We start from the raw sequence: 14,184 nt of genomic DNA on the forward strand, positions 1-14,184 counted from the left end.
CGTGGACGGGACCGGTCCCCTCCGGCCCGCCCGAAACTTCCCCGTCTGCGGCCCTCAGGCCGATCCTGCCCCCTGCGGCGGGGCCGGGAACGGCACGACGGCCACTGTTACGTTGTCGTGGCCCCCGCCGTCCAGGGCGTGGCCGACCAGCACGCGGGCGCTGTGCAGGGGCCGCACGGCGGCGTCCAGCGGCAGGACCTCGGCCATCTCCTCGGCGGCCTCCGCGTAGTTCCACAGACCGTCGGTGCACACAAGCACCACCCCAGGCCGGTCCGGCTTGAAGGAAGCGGTGTGCGGCTCCAGTTCGTAGGCGTCCGCGCCGAGCCAGCCGGTGATCGCGTGGGCGCGTTCGTCGGCGTACGCCTCCGCCTCGTTCATCAGGCCCGCGGCGACCATCTGCGCGGCCCACGAGTCGTCCTCGGTGAGCCGGGCCGGGGGAGCGCTGCGGTCCACCGGCACCCAGTAGGCGCGGCTGTCGCCGATCCAGCCGACGACCAGCAGCCCGGACGTCACCACCGCGCCGACGAGGGTGCAGGCGGGGGCGTTCTGGTGCGGGGCGTGCTCGCGGGCCGTGGCGGGCTCCTCGGCCAGCGCGTTGACCGCCTGCGAGGCGGCGATGATCGCGTCGTGCATGGCCTGCTGCGGGTGCGTGCCGTGGGGCAGTGCGGCCAGCAGGGTCTCGGTCGCAGCGCGGGACGCGGCCAGTGAGGCGTCGTCGGGGCGGGTCGCCGAGGACACGCCGTCGCAGACGATCGCGACGACCGCGGCCGAGCCGTCGGGCAGCGCGGCACAGCCGAGGCCGAACGCGTCCTCGTTGCGGTGGTGCCGCAGACCGCGGTCACTCACGGCGGCCACCGGGCCGATGTCCTGTTCCATGTGGTCGCGCTCCCGTGGCTGGGCATGCCCGCAGTTCTCGCAGTAGCCGTCGCTGTCGACCCGGCCCGCCCGGCACGCCACGCACACCTTGACGCCCTCGGGCGGGGTGGGCACGTCGGCGGTCACGCGCGGGTCCGGCGCCTGCAACGGATACTCGTCGGGCTCCGGCGCCCGGTCGAACCGTACCCCCGAGGCGGGGGACATGGGGGAACCGGCGAAGGGCGGCTGCGGTGAGCCCGCGAGCGGCGGCCGCGGTGGCACGGCGGGCGCGCCGTCCGGCGGGGGCGGCGTGCCACCGTTCATGGCGATGGTCGGGTGGTCGCCCGGCGGCGCCGGCACGGCGGACAGGTCGTATCCGCACGCACCGCAGAAGCGGTCACCCGACTCGAGGGGCTCCTCGCAGCTCGGACACCTCGACAGGGCGGTCTGCTGGGGCATCTGCGACATCAACTACACCCATGTCCGGGGGCGGTAACGGTTGGCACGTTCCACCAGGTCGATCCTCTCCTCGCCGCCCGACGCCAGCCGGGCCAGCGTGCGGTACGAACGCTCCAGGCCGAAGCGCAGACCCCGTTCGTCCAGGCCACTGCCGAGCAGTACCCGCCCCCCGGCGGCAGGGGGAGGGGCGGAACCCTGGCCACCGGAGAGTATCCAGTCCAGCGCACTGCCGAAGACCTCCGCGGACAACTGCTCACGCCGCGCGGGGTCCAGGCCGTACGCCTCCAGGGCCTCGACCTGTCCGGCCGCAGCCGTCAGATCGTCCAGGAAGAGTACGTCGGATGCGACCGCGGTGCGCTGCCGCAGCCGTGCCCGTACGGCCGCCACGCGCGCGGCCGTGTAGTGGATGGACGACTCCGGCACCGACTCCAGCGTCCTGACGGCACCCTGCCGGTCGCCGGTGGCGAGCTGGACGCGGGCCAGGCCGAAGGCGGCGCTCACATAGCTGGGGTCGGTCGACCAGACGAGGCGGTAGTACTCGGCGGCGTTGTCGAGCTGCCCGAGCACCTCCGCGCACAGGCCGAGGGCCAGCTTGGGGGCGATCTCGCCGGGGAAGGCGTCGTAGATCGCGTCGAAGCCCAGCGCGGCGGCCTCGCGGTCGCCGGCGACGAGCGCCGCGACACTCCGGTACCAGACGACCCGCCAGTCGTCGGGCCGCTCCGTCTCCAGTTCCAGCAGGGCCTGGTGCGCGGTGTGCGCGTCGCCGTTCTCCAGCCAGGCCCGGATCTGCCGCAGCCGGGTCTCGGTCGACCGGGCCGGAGCGGCGGCGACCGCCCCCAGCAGCTCGGCCGGCGCGGTGGTCATCAGACCGGCGAGGAACCCGGCGTTGGGGTCGGACGGATCGACGTGCGGCACCGGCAGAGCGAGCGCGCCGACGGCGGCGTCGACCGGCTTGACCAGGCCGGGAGCGACGGCCGCCCCGTTGCCGGCGGGGAGGGGAGGGGCGGCGGCGGGCAGCAGGGCGGTGGCGGAGGAACGCCGCCGCCGGGTGGGCACGGGCCGTGCCCCCAACCGCGACACCTCGCCGTCCAGCTTCGGGAACAACTCCGCGTCGGTGACCCGCACTTCGGGCCCGAACAGCGTCGACAGGGCCGGCCGGGCCCGCCCCGACTGCAGCGAGACGACCTCGCGCAGGACGCCCGTCAGCTGTTCCGCCATCTCCTGCGCGGAGGCGAACCGGCGGGCCGGATCCGGGTCGGTGGCGCGGACCAGCAGCCGGTAGAAGGACTCGTACTGGCGGAAGACCTCGATGTTGTCGGGGTCGGGCAGGGAGTCCACGAAGACGTTCGTGTAGCCCTGGAAGTCGAAGGTGAGGACGGCGAGGGTGCGGGCGACCGTGTACAGGTCGGACGCCACGGACGGGCCGACCTCCGCGACCTCGGGCGCCTGGTAGCCCACCGTGCCGTAGATGGCCGACTCGTCGTCGTCCATCCTGCGCACCGCGCCCATGTCGATCAGCTTGAGCTGGTCCTCGGTCTGGATCGCGTTGTCGACCTTGAAGTCGCAGTACAGCAGGTTGCGGCTGTGCAGGTGCCCGAGCGCCTCGAGGGCCTCGATGCCGTACGCGCACGCCTGCTCCACCGGCAGCGGGTCCCGCTTGCCCTGGGGCGTGCGGCGGGCGTTGGCGATCTCCTTGAGGGACTTGCCGCCGACGTACTCCATGACGATGTACCCGTCCAGCGAACCCGTCCGCTGGTCGAGGTGTTCGACGAAGTTGTAGATCCGCACGATGTTGGCGTGCTCGATCTCCGCGAGGAAGCGCCGCTCGGAGATCGCGGCCTCCATCGCGTCCTGGTCGCCGGTGTCGAGCAGGCCCTTGAGGACGACCCAGCGGTCGGAGACCGCGCGGTCCACGGCGAGGTAGACCCAGCCGAGCCCGCCGTGCGCCAGACAGCCCGCGACCTCGTACTGGCCGTGCACGACGTCGGCGGCCTTCAGCTTCGGGACGAAGGAGTACGGGTGGCCGCACTTCGTGCAGAACCCCTCCGTGCGCCCCGGCGTCTCGCCGCGCGAGCGCCCCACCGGCGCCCCGCAGTCGGAACGCGAGCAGAACCGCTTGCGCTCGGGCACCTCGGGGTTGTCCAGGACCATCGCGCGCAGGTCGGGCCGGGGCACGCCCGGCACCTCGACCAGGCCCGCGCCGAGCCGGCCCCGGGAGGAGGACGCGGTGCCGGAGCCGGAGCTGCGCACCGACACCGAGCGGCCCGTGGACGGGCCGGACACCGAGCGCGACAGCCGGCCCGACACCGAGCGCCGTGACTTCGCCGACTGCGACGACGTACGCGTACTGCCGCGGGTGCCGGAGCGGGAACTGCCGCTGCCGGAGGAGCCCCTGGAGCCCCGGCCGCCGGCGGTGATCCCGGTGGGCGGCGAGCCGACCATGCCGGTCCTGGAGACGACCGGGGCGAGACCGCACGTGTCGCAGTACAGCTCGCCGCCGCCGACGTCCTCGTACGCCCCCTCGCAGTCGGGCCGCTGGCAGGGCTGTTGTGCCTGACTCATGACGACGCTGTCCCCCTTCTGTCGCTCACGCTCCGGGCCCTCTACGATCCTGTGGCCCGCCCGTCTCCGGAACCCGTGGGGCGGCGAGCAGTTCGGCGGCCGCGTGCTGGTAGCGCAGGACGGCCTGTTCGGCGACCCGCAGGTCGCAGGGTGCGCTCCACAGCATGCGGCGGGCCGCGTCGTACCGCTCCACCAGGAGCGAGTCCTCCGCGAGGCCGTGCCGGGCGACCTTCGCCTTGTACGCGTCGAGGCGCCCGCGCAGCTCCGCGCGGACCGCCAGGGGCGCGGTGACCGCGCTCAACGACTCCCGGGCCCGCAGCAGTTCGTCCTCCGCCTTCTGCTCCAGGGACTCCAGGAGCGGGGACAGGCGGTGCCACTGGGCATGTCTGCGGTACTCGGCGGCCGTCGCCAGCTGCTCCTGCAGCACGGTCGGCGGGCCGCCGACCACCGGCACCTCCGTCGCGGCGATCTTCGCGAGGACCTCGCCGCGCGCGATGCGGGCCTCGGCGAGGGTGCGGTCCGCGCGCGAGAGGACGTCCCGCAGCCTGACCAGCCGGGCCTCCGCGTCCTGCCGGACCGTCAGCACGGCGTCGATCTCCCGGCGCACGTCCTCCAGGGCGCGCGCCTCACGGTCGTACACCGTGGTGTCGGGCTTGCCGCCGCCGGGTGCCGAACTGCCCGGCGTCGGGACCCAGAACGCCAGCGGGTCGGAGACGACCTGCTCGCGCAGCGTCGTCAGCGTGCGCGTGATGCGCTCCAGGTCGTCGCCCGCGTGATGCTCGCCGGGGCGGACCCCGACGGAGTGCGCGAGCCGCCGGGTGCGCTGGAGTTCCGCGGCCAGGAGATCGATACGGGCGGGCAGCGCCGACCAGACGGCGTCGGCGGCGACGACCATGTCCAGCGAGTTCGCGTACAGCTCGTTCATCCGGTCCACGAGCGTGACCAGCGAGAACCGTTCGCTGAGCTTGCTCGGACCGCCGTGCAGGGTCGGCGCGTTGGCGGTCGCCGTGGCGGATCCGGCGACCGTGACGGACTCGCCGCGCAGCAGCTCGGTCAGCTCCAGCAGGTCCTCGCGGCTGGACCAGCGGCGCCGGGCGCGGATGTCACGGGCGGAGCGCAACGCGTCGCTGTAGGCGTCGAAATACGCCCACAGAAGGCTGATCGACGCCTCCGCGGTCTGCCAGCGCTCCTTGGTCAGACCGGTGAGCTCGGCACCTTCGAGGAGTCTGCGGCCCGCGTGGTCCTGCAGGGCGAGGAGCGAGGTCTCGATGGCCTCGTGCTCCGCGCCGAGCCGCACCAGCGCACGGTCCACCTCGTCCCGGTCCATCACCGGCCCGGCGGGGTCCGTGACGCCCATCGATCACCTCTCGCTGCGTCGTGTTTCGTGTCAATCGTCTGAAAGGGTCCGTAGGGGTGGGCTGTTGACGACCGCGGTCGATGGTGCGTCAGCTCGTGCGCAGGTACTGCGGTGCGGGCGGTTCCGACGTCGAGGGGTCCTCCCCCAGTGTCGCCGAAAGCCACCTGTCGTACGACGCCTGCCAGCCGTTCGCGGTGTCCTTGCGGTAGTCCACCAGCACCTGGTTGACCCGGCGTACCAGATCGTCGGCGTCCTTCTTCATCGCCACGCCGTAGTACTCGGTGGTGAAGGGTTCGCCCTTCAGCATGACCGTCGGGTCCTGGGCGGCCTGGCTCGCGGCGAGCGCGCCGTCGGTCACCACGGCGTCCACCTCGCCGAGTTGGAGCCGCACCAGGCAGTCGAGCTGGTTGGGAACGGTGGTCCTCAGGTCGGCGGAGGAGACGAGGTCGCCCGCCTGCTTGTCGTTGACCAGCTTGGTGTTGGCCGTGGAGCCCTTCGCCGTGCAGATCCGCTGCCCGGCGAGCGAACCGTCGTACCCGGTGATCTTCGAGGACTTGGAGGCCAGCACCTGCTGGCCGGTCTTGAAGTAGGGCGCGGAGAAGGCGACGTCGGACAGGCGTTTGCAGTTGATCGTCATCGTACGGACGATCATGTCGACCCGGCCGTCCTTGATCGCCGGGATGCGCTGGTCGGTGGGGATCGCCTTGAACTGGACCGCGTTCGGGTCGCCGAGTATGTCCGCGGCGATGCGGTGGACCAGGTCGATGTCGAAGCCCTCCAGGGCCGCGTCCTGGCCGCTGTTGGGGTCGCGGTAACCCCAGCGGTAGCTGTTCTGGTCGACGCCGACGATCAGCTTGCGCTTCTCGCCCGTGCGGTTCTTGATCTCCTCTATGGTGCTGCCGTCCGCGTTCGACGGGGACAGCGTCTGCTTCTCGGGGGCCTTCGCCACCTCGGCCGTGGGGCAGCCCTCCTCGGCACGGACCTGGCTGCCGTACGTCAGGCGGCTGCCGCTCGTGCCCGTGCTGCCGTCGCCGTCCGACCGGATCAGCGGCAGCAGCATCACGAACGTCACCGCCAGGGCGCAGACGACCGCCATCGCGCCCACACCGCCCCAGCCCTTCAGGCCGGTCCTCAGTCGTCGCCCTCGCGTCCACCGCCGCATCGTCACGCCCCCTTTCACCGGTACTCCGACAGCCTGCGGCCGATGCCGAGCACCGCGCCGGCCGCGCCCAGGACCGCGAGGACGGCCGCGCCCACCGTCAGTCCGGTCATCGCGTCCACGCCGTCACCGGCCGCCTGCTCGAACTCGGCGTTCTCGTGGGCGATCGCCTTGGCCAGGTTCGCGTCGACGCTGTCGAAGCACTCGCCGGTCGCGCCCTTGGCGCCGATCACCCGCTCCAGCGCCGCCTGGTAGTTGCCGTTCTCGTCCTGGGCGCGGGCCGCGGTGTGGCGCTTCTTCCACTCGGTCATGTTGCCGACGGCCGTGGTGACCGGCTGCTCGCCCGTCTTGTCGTCGGCGAGCTTCCCGGCCTCGGTGAGGCGCTCAGCGAGGGTGTTCATCTCCTCGCCGAAGTTGTGGTCGTAGGCGTCGTACGTCTTGCCGCCGACCTCGACGGTCTCGGCGCCGCGGGCCACCAGGGTCAGGTTCTCGCTGCCGCGGGCCTTCAGGGAGGCGATGCGGGCGTCGTGCAGGACGTTCAGCGAGCGCACGCCGTGGTCGTAGGAGTCGTGGAGGGCCGCGCGGGCGACGCTGTGGCCGACGACCAGCCAGAGCAGGACCACGGTGGCGGTGGCGGTGGCGGCGACCAGGCCGTGGTTCAGGACGCGGTTCGTACGCCGGTAGCTGCGGTGCTGGGCCCAGGCGAGCGCGGCCAGCGCGAGGACGCCGAGGCCGATCGCCGCCCAGGGGTAGGGAGTGGCGTCCGCGTAGTCGGCGCGCAGCCGCTGGTTCTCCTTCTTGTAGAGATCCTCGGCCGCCGGGAGCATCTGCTGCTGCATCTTCTCGTTGGCGTACCGCAGATAGGCGCCGCCGACCGGGAAGCCCTGGCGGTTGTACGTCCGCGCCCGCTCGACCAGGCCCTTGTACTCCGGCAGCAGCCGGTTGAGCTTGGTCACGGTCGCCGCGGCCGGTGAGTCGGGGTCGGAGTTCGCGGCGGCCTGCACCAGGCCCTCGGCGGCGGCGTCGATGTCCTTCTCGTACGTGTCGCGGGTGGCGGCCGTCTCCTGGCCGCCGGCCAGGAAGCCGCTGGAGGCGGCGGTGTTGGCGTCGGCGAGCGAGCGGTAGATGTCGGCCGCGGCCGAGCTCAGCGGCTGGCTCTTGTTCAGCACGTCGTCGGCGGCGGTCGACCGGTCGGCCATCTGGCCTGCGGTGACGGCACCGAACGCGACGACGAGCAGGGCCAGGACGGCGCCGATGATGCGCAGCCGGCCGGGCTCGGTGGTGGCGGCGGCCCGCAGCCGGTCGACGCCCTCCGCGAAGGCGGTACGCCGGGGCTGCTCGGGCGGGGAGGGAGGAACGGGCCGGCCCGTGTTTCCGTACAGGGCGGGAACGCCGTGCTGCGCGGACGGCACCGGCCCGCCCGGCTGCGGCGGAACCACCGGCAGTGTGGGCACACCGGAACCCGGTGGTGGCGCCGTGCTGCTTTTCGGCGGGTGTGTCACTGTTGACCTCCCCCATGGTCATCCGTCGCGGCAAGTATCGCTGCCGCGACCGACATCCGCACCGGCCTTGGCTGGATCTTGATCGGATCGCAGCGTGGGCCTCCGGCGGTGCAGCCGCGTGCCGCACCACCCCCTGCCCATGAATACGCCGGCAGAATCGGTTCGGTTCCCTCGTGGGGCGCCCGCGTACTGCCGGCGGCATGGGTGGTGCGCGGGTGGTACTGGTCGGCGGGACGTCGCACGTCGGCAAGTCCACCGTCGCCCGGGCACTGGCGGCCCGGCTCGGGTTCGAGCACGTCCCGACGGACGGCCTGGCACGGCATCCGGGACGGCCCTGGCGGACACCGGAGAGGGAGGTCCCGGCCCACGTCGCCGACCACTACTCCTCCCTCACGGTCGACGAGCTGATCGCGTCGGTTCTCGGCCACTACGAGCGGCTGTGGCCGCGGGTGGAGGAGCTGATCCGCACCAGCGCCGCCGACAGCACCCCCGGCGCGGGCCTCGTGCTGGAAGGCTCTGCCCTCTGGCCCGCCCTTGTCGCGCGGCTGGAGGCCCCGTACACGGCTGCCGTGTGGCTCACCGCGGACGAAGCCGTCCTCCGCACGCGCGTGCACGCGTCCGGTGACCACGACCGGGCGAGCGAGTGCGAACGCCTGCTCATGGACACGTTCCTGGCGCGGACCGTCCGCTATCAGACGCTCATGGTGGAGGCGGTCGACGACCTGGGCCTGACGCGCCTCGACGTCGGCGACGGCACGCCCGTCGCCGACCTGGTCGGCGCCCTGCTCGCGGCCGTCCGGGCTCAGGCCTCGAAGTAGGCCCGCACCCGGGCCGGCACCTCCGGGGGCGCCCCCACCCGGTCCAGGCCCAGCAGGGCCGCGCCCAGTACCGGACTCGCGGTCACCACCTGGGGTACGGCCTTGGGGGCGCGGGCCGCCAGCAGGTCACGTACGCCGTCGTCCAGTTGGGGATGGCGGGCGGCCAGGACACCGCCGCCGAGCAGCACCGGTGTCTCCTCCTCCAGCAGGTCGAGCCGGGTCAGCGCCACCGTGGCCATGGTCACCACCTCGTCGGCCAGGCGGTCGACGAGGCCTCGGGCCGCGGCGTCGCCGGAGGCGGCCGTGGCGAACAGGACCGGTGTCAGTTCGTGGCGGCGGGCCGGGGCGATGTGCTCCAGGTGGAGCGCCTCGACGAGGGCGTACACGCAGGGCAGGCCGAAGTGGGCCGGGAGGGTGTGCGCGAGGGCCGTGGCGGGCCCCCGGCCGTCCTCCGCGCGGGAGGCGTGCCACAGGGCCTCCTCGGCGAGGCCCCAGCCGCCGCCCCAGTCGCCGGAGACGCGGCCCAGCGCGGGGAAGCGGGCGGTGCGGCCGTCGGGGCGCATGCCGACGCAGTTGATGCCGGCGCCGCAGACGACGGCGACCCCGCGCGGCTCGGTGACGCCCGCCCGCAGCACGGCGAACGTGTCGTTGCGGACCTCCGTACTCGCTCCCCACGCGCGCGCGTGCAGCGCGGCCGCCAACTGTTCCTCCTCGACGGGGAAGTCGGCGTTGGCCAGGCACGCGGAGACGTGGTCGACCGCCACGACGCCGGCGGTGGTGAACGCGCGCGTCACCGCCTCCGCCACCTTGTCCACCGCGGCCTCCACGCCCACCACGGGCGGCCGGAACCCGCCGCCGCGGGCCGTGGCGAGGACGGTTCCGTCGGCCGCCACGACCGCGACGTCGGTCTTGCTGTTGCCCGCGTCGACGGCGAGGACACTTGCGGTCAGGCCCACGCGAGATGCTCCCGGTTGTGTGCGATCAGCTGGTCGGTCAGGGTCTCGGCGTACGCGTACTGGCCGACGAGGGGATGGGCGAGCAGCGCCCGGAACACCCGGTCGCGGCCACCCCGCAGGGCGGCTTCCAGGGCCAGGTCCTCGTACGCCGTCACCTGTGCCGTCAGGCCCGCGTAGAGCGGGTCGACGGCCGGCACGGGCAAAGGCGTCGCACCCTTGTGGCCGACCGCCGCCTGCACCTCGATGACGGCGTCGTCCGGGAGGAACGGCAGCGTGCCCCGGTTGTACGTGTTCACCACCTGGTAGGGGCTGCCTCCCGCGCCGAGCAGTCCGGCCGCCAGGTCGACCGCCGCCTCCGAGTAGTAGGCGCCGCCCCGCTTGGCGAGGAGCCCCGGCTTCTCGTCCAGGGCCGGGTCCGCGTACATTTCCAGCAGCTGCCGCTCCATGGCGGCCACTTCGGCCGCCCGGGACGGCTTGGTGCGCAGTTCCCGTACGACCTCGTCGTGCGCGTAGTAGTAGCGCAGGTAGTACGACGGGACCACGCCGAGGCGGTCCAGGAGCGGGCGGGGCAGGTGCAGGTCGGCGGCGATCGACTCGCCGTACTCCGACAGCAGTCCGGGCAGGACGTCCTCGCCCTCCGGGCCGCCCAGGCGTACGCCGGTCTCCCAGGTGAGGTGGTTCAGGCCCACGTGGTCCAGGTGGACCTCGCCGGGCGTGACCCCGAGCAGGCCGGCGAACTTCCGCTGGAAGCCGATCGCCACGTTGCACAGGCCGACCGCCTTGTGGCCGGCCCGGAGCAGGGCGCGGGTCACGATGCCGACCGGGTTGGTGAAGTCGATGATCCAGGCGTCGGGGTTCGTACGGTGGACCCGTTCCGCGATGTCGAGGACCACCGGGACCGTGCGCAGCGCCTTGGCGAGGCCGCCCGCGCCGGTCGTCTCCTGGCCGACGCATCCGCACTCCAGGGGCCACGTCTCGTCCTGCTGCCGGGCGGCCTGGCCTCCGACGCGCAGTTGCAGCAGCACGGCGTCGGCGCCGTCGACGCCCGCGTCGAGGTCGGAGGTCGTCACGATCCGGCCGTTGTGGCCCTGCCGGGCGAAGATACGGCGGGCCAGACCGCCCACCAGCTCAAGACGGTCCGCCGCCGGGTCCACCAGGACCAGTTCCTCGATGGGCAGGGTGTCCCGCAGACGGGCGAAGCCGTCGATGAGTTCGGGGGTGTAGGTCGAGCCTCCGCCGACCACGGTGAGTTTCATGTCTGGGTCAACCCTTCACTCCGGTGAGCGTGACGCCCTCGACGAAGGCCTTCTGGGCGAAGAAGAACACGAGGATCACGGGGGCCATGACCAGGACGGTCGCGGCCATGGTGAGGTTCCAGTCCGTGTGATGCGCTCCCTTGAACGACTCCAGGCCGTAACTCAGTGTCCAGGCGCCCGGGTTCTCGGACGCGTAGATCTGCGGGCCGAAGTAGTCGTTCCAGGCGTAGAAGAACTGGAAGAGGGCGACCGCGGCGATGCCCGGCCTGGCCATCGGCAGGACCACCTTCAGCAGCGTGCGCAGCTCCCCGCAGCCGTCGACCTTCGCCGCGTCCAGGTACTCGTTCGGGATGGTCGTCAGGAACTGCCGCAGCAGGAAGATGGAGAACGCGTCACCGAAGGCCATCGGGATGATCAGCGGCCACAGCGTGCCCGACAGGTCGAGCTGCTTCGCCCAGAACAGGTACATCGGGATGACGACCACCTGGGGCGGCAGCATCATCATCGAGATCACCAGCATCAGGGACAGACTGCGGCCCCGGAAGCGGAACTTGGCCAGGGCGTACGCCACGGGGACCGACGACACCACGGTGAGGACGGTGCCCGCGCCGGCGTACAGCAGGGTGTTCTTCCACCAGGTCAGGAAGCCGGGCGTGTCGAAGACCTTGGCGTAGTTGCCCCATTCCCAGGTGTGCGGGATCAGATCGCGGCTGAGGGCCTGGGAGTCGCTCATCAGCGAGGTCAGGAAGACGAACACGAAGGGGAGGGTGAAGAAGAGGGCCGCGGCGACGCCGAAGGAGTGGACCGCGACCCATTCGAGTGCGGACCTGCGGCGGGCCGTGCGCGCGGCGGGCGAGGGCGGGGCCTTCGGCTCCACGGGCCTGTCGAGTACCTGGGTCATGGTCAGTCACCTGCCTGGATGAGACCGCCCCGGCGCCGCATCAGCAGCGCGGTGAACGCCATCGACAGCGCGAAGAGCACCAGGGCCACCACACAGGCGGAGCCGTAGTCGAAGCGCTGGAAGCCGAGGTTGTAGACGAGCTGGGGGAGGGTGAGCGTCGACTTGTCCGGGTAGCCGGGTTCGAACTGGGTGCCGGCGCCCTGGATCACACCCGAGGCGACCTTTCCGGCGATGAGCGGCTGCGCGTAGTACTGCATCGCCTGGATGACTCCGGTGACCACGGCGAACATCACGATCGGCGAGATGTTCGGCAGGGTGACGAACCGGAACCGCTGCCAGGCCGACGCGCCGTCCAGCTCGGCGGCTTCGTACTGCTCCCGCGGTACGTCGAGCAGCGCGGCCATGAAGATGACCATCAGGTCGCCGATGCCCCACAGGGCGAGCAGGGTGAGGGCCGGCTTGGACCAGGAGGGGTCGTTGAACCAGCCGGGGGCCGGGAGACCGATGCCTTCGAGGATCGAGTTGACCGGTCCGGTGCCGGGGTTGAGCAGAAAGGCGAAGGCCATGGTGGCGGCCACCGGCGGGGCCAGGTAGGGCAGGTAGAAGAGGGTGCGGAAGACGCCCGTGCCCGTCCTGATCTTCGTGATCAGCATGCCGACGCCGAGACCGAAGGCGACCCGGAGGGTGACCATGATCAGGACGAGCCACAGGGTGTTGCGCAGGGCGGGCCAGAAGAGGGGATAGTGCTCGAAGACGTACGTCCAGTTCTTCGTTCCGCTCCAGGTCGGCGGTTTGAAGCCGTCGTAGTGCATGAACGAGAAATAGACGGTCGAGATCAGCGGGTACGCGAAGAAGACCGCGAAGCCGATCAGCCAGGGCGACATGAAGGCGAGGGTGCGAAGTGCCTGCTTCCGCTGCTTCGCTGCGAGGCCGGACGGGCGGCGCTTCGACGCCAGGGTGAGCGTGCTCATCACTTGGCCTGTGCGATGTCCGTGTCGATCTGCTCGGCCGTGTCGGCGAGACCCGCCTTGAGGTCCTTGACCTTTCCGCTCTCGTACTCGTACCCGAAGTTCTGGATCGTCGTGAGGTACACCCCGCCGTTGACGGAGGCCGGGGACGTCGTGGAGTTCGGGTTCGCGGCGATGTCCAGGAACGTCTTGAAGCGCGGGTCGTACGTCAGGTCCGGCGACTTGAGGGCCGCCAGTGTGGACGGCACGTTGTGGATGGCGTTGGAGAAGGCCACCACCGCGTCCGTGTCCGTGGTGATGTACTTGACCAGCTCCCAGGCCGCGTTCTGCTTCGTGCTGGTGGCGGCGATCCCGGCGATGGTGCCGGTGATGTAGCCCTTGCCGTACTGGTCGGCCTGGTCGTCGGGGACGGGCAGCGGGGCCACGCCGATCTCGAAGTTGGGCCCCGCGTCCAGGGCCATGCCCAGGCGCCACTCGCCGTCGAGCTGCATGGCGACCTGGCCGGTCTGGAAGGGGTGCTTGGGGCCCCACTCGTCGCCGAGCGTGGAGCGGTACTTCTCCAGCCGCTGGTAGCCGCCGAGTTCGTCGACGAGCCTCTTCTGGAGGGTGAATCCGGCCTCGAAGGCGGGATCCTCGGCGAGGTTCGACTTGCCGCTGGAGTCGAAGTACGTGGGGGAGAACTGCCCGAGATAGTGCTCGGTCGTCGTCTCCCAGCCGTGGTAGTTCGGCATGAATCCCAGCTGCTTGTAGCTGTCGCCGTCGTCGATCGTCAGCTTCTTGGCGGCGGCTTCGAACTGGGACCAGGTCTTCGGCGGGCTGTCGATGCCCGCCTTCTCGAAGGCGGTCTTGTTGTAGTAGAGGCCGTAGGCGTCGCCCAGCAGCGGGACGCTGCACCGGTTCCCGTCGAACTGGGTGTACTCGTTCATCGCCTTCGGGAAGGTCTTCTCCGGGTCGATTCCCGCCTTCTCGAAGAGGGGGTTGAGGTCGACCAGCGCGCCCGAGGAACAGAACTTGCCCACGTTGTTGGTGGTGAACGACGAGATCACGTCGGGCGCCTTGGCGCCGCCCGTCCTGAGCGCCTGGTTCATCTTGTCGTCGGTCATGTTGCCGACGACGTTGACGTGGATGGTGGGGTGCGTCTTCTCGAAGCCGGCGACCAGCGACTTCACGGCCTTCACCTCGGCGGGCGCGCTCCAGGCGTGCCAGAAGTTGAGGGTCGTCTCCTTGCCGGCGTCGTCGCTCGCGTCGGAGCCGGACTGGCCGGTACAGGCGGTGGCGAGGAGGGCCACGGAGACGGCGGCGGCGAGCGCGACTTTTCTTGACATTCCGGGCATGACGGGGTCTCCCTAGGGCAGGGCTGGGGCAGGGGTGGTGGGTGTGCGAGTGTGCGG

11 protein-coding genes are annotated in these 14,184 nt (G+C 71.6%); 1 reads left to right on the forward strand and 10 read right to left on the reverse strand.

The features are described 5' to 3' along the window. Nucleotides 1–54: 54 nt before the first annotated feature. From KUM49_RS31410 to KUM49_RS31430, 5 genes are all read right to left on the reverse strand, one after another. Nucleotides 55–1,326 carry a PP2C family serine/threonine-protein phosphatase gene (locus KUM49_RS31410; protein WP_217240351.1) on the reverse strand — a complete coding sequence of 424 codons (1,272 nt, stop codon included), beginning with the start codon at nucleotides 1,324–1,326 and terminating at the stop codon, nucleotides 55–57. Beyond that, complete coding sequence (locus KUM49_RS31415) at nucleotides 1,327–3,876, reverse strand: serine/threonine-protein kinase (protein WP_217240352.1); 2,550 nt, start codon at nucleotides 3,874–3,876, stop codon at nucleotides 1,327–1,329. Between the two features lie 25 nt (nucleotides 3,877–3,901). Next, nucleotides 3,902–5,233 (reverse strand): hypothetical protein, encoded by a 1,332-nt coding sequence (locus KUM49_RS31420; protein ID WP_217240353.1) that lies wholly within the window; start codon nucleotides 5,231–5,233, stop codon nucleotides 3,902–3,904. Between the two features lie 88 nt (nucleotides 5,234–5,321). Further along, nucleotides 5,322–6,395, reverse strand: coding sequence for a glutamate ABC transporter substrate-binding protein (locus KUM49_RS31425; RefSeq protein ID WP_254402079.1), 1,074 nt, complete (start codon nucleotides 6,393–6,395; stop codon nucleotides 5,322–5,324). Between the two features lie 14 nt (nucleotides 6,396–6,409). Next, a complete protein-coding gene (locus tag KUM49_RS31430) occupies nucleotides 6,410–7,894 on the reverse strand; it encodes a hypothetical protein (protein WP_217240354.1) in 1,485 nt (494 codons plus the stop codon). Between the two features lie 200 nt (nucleotides 7,895–8,094). Here KUM49_RS31430 and KUM49_RS31435 point away from each other — a divergent pair, with 200 nt between their 5' ends. Further along, nucleotides 8,095–8,712, forward strand: coding sequence for an AAA family ATPase (locus KUM49_RS31435; protein WP_217240355.1), 618 nt, complete (start codon nucleotides 8,095–8,097; stop codon nucleotides 8,710–8,712). Here the strand turns inward: KUM49_RS31435 and KUM49_RS31440 are convergent. The 5 genes from KUM49_RS31440 to KUM49_RS31460 are packed head-to-tail and all read right to left on the reverse strand — an operon-like array spanning nucleotide 8,697 to nucleotide 14,127. Next, nucleotides 8,697–9,668: a BadF/BadG/BcrA/BcrD ATPase family protein gene (locus KUM49_RS31440; RefSeq protein ID WP_217240356.1), complete on the reverse strand. Its 972-nt coding sequence runs from the start codon at nucleotides 9,666–9,668 to the stop codon at nucleotides 8,697–8,699. The genes KUM49_RS31435 and KUM49_RS31440 overlap by 16 nt on opposite strands. Further along, nucleotides 9,659–10,924, reverse strand: a complete 1,266-nt coding sequence (locus KUM49_RS31445; RefSeq protein WP_217240357.1) for a 6-phospho-beta-glucosidase — start codon at nucleotides 10,922–10,924, stop codon at nucleotides 9,659–9,661. Before KUM49_RS31445 ends, KUM49_RS31440 begins: the two co-directional genes overlap by 10 nt. Before the next feature lie 7 nt (nucleotides 10,925–10,931). Beyond that, a complete protein-coding gene (locus KUM49_RS31450; RefSeq protein WP_217240358.1) occupies nucleotides 10,932–11,825 on the reverse strand; it encodes a carbohydrate ABC transporter permease in 894 nt (297 codons plus the stop codon). 2 nt (nucleotides 11,826–11,827) lie between these two features. Beyond that, nucleotides 11,828–12,796, reverse strand: coding sequence for a carbohydrate ABC transporter permease (locus KUM49_RS31455; protein ID WP_217240359.1), 969 nt, complete (start codon nucleotides 12,794–12,796; stop codon nucleotides 11,828–11,830). Beyond that, nucleotides 12,796–14,127, reverse strand: a complete 1,332-nt coding sequence (locus tag KUM49_RS31460) for an ABC transporter substrate-binding protein (RefSeq protein ID WP_217240360.1) — start codon at nucleotides 14,125–14,127, stop codon at nucleotides 12,796–12,798. The genes KUM49_RS31455 and KUM49_RS31460 overlap by 1 nt, the downstream gene beginning before the upstream one ends. Nucleotides 14,128–14,184 lie beyond the last annotated feature (57 nt).

The organism is Streptomyces sp. AC555_RSS877, assembly GCF_019049245.1.
Lineage (GTDB): Bacteria > Actinomycetota > Actinomycetes > Streptomycetales > Streptomycetaceae > Streptomyces.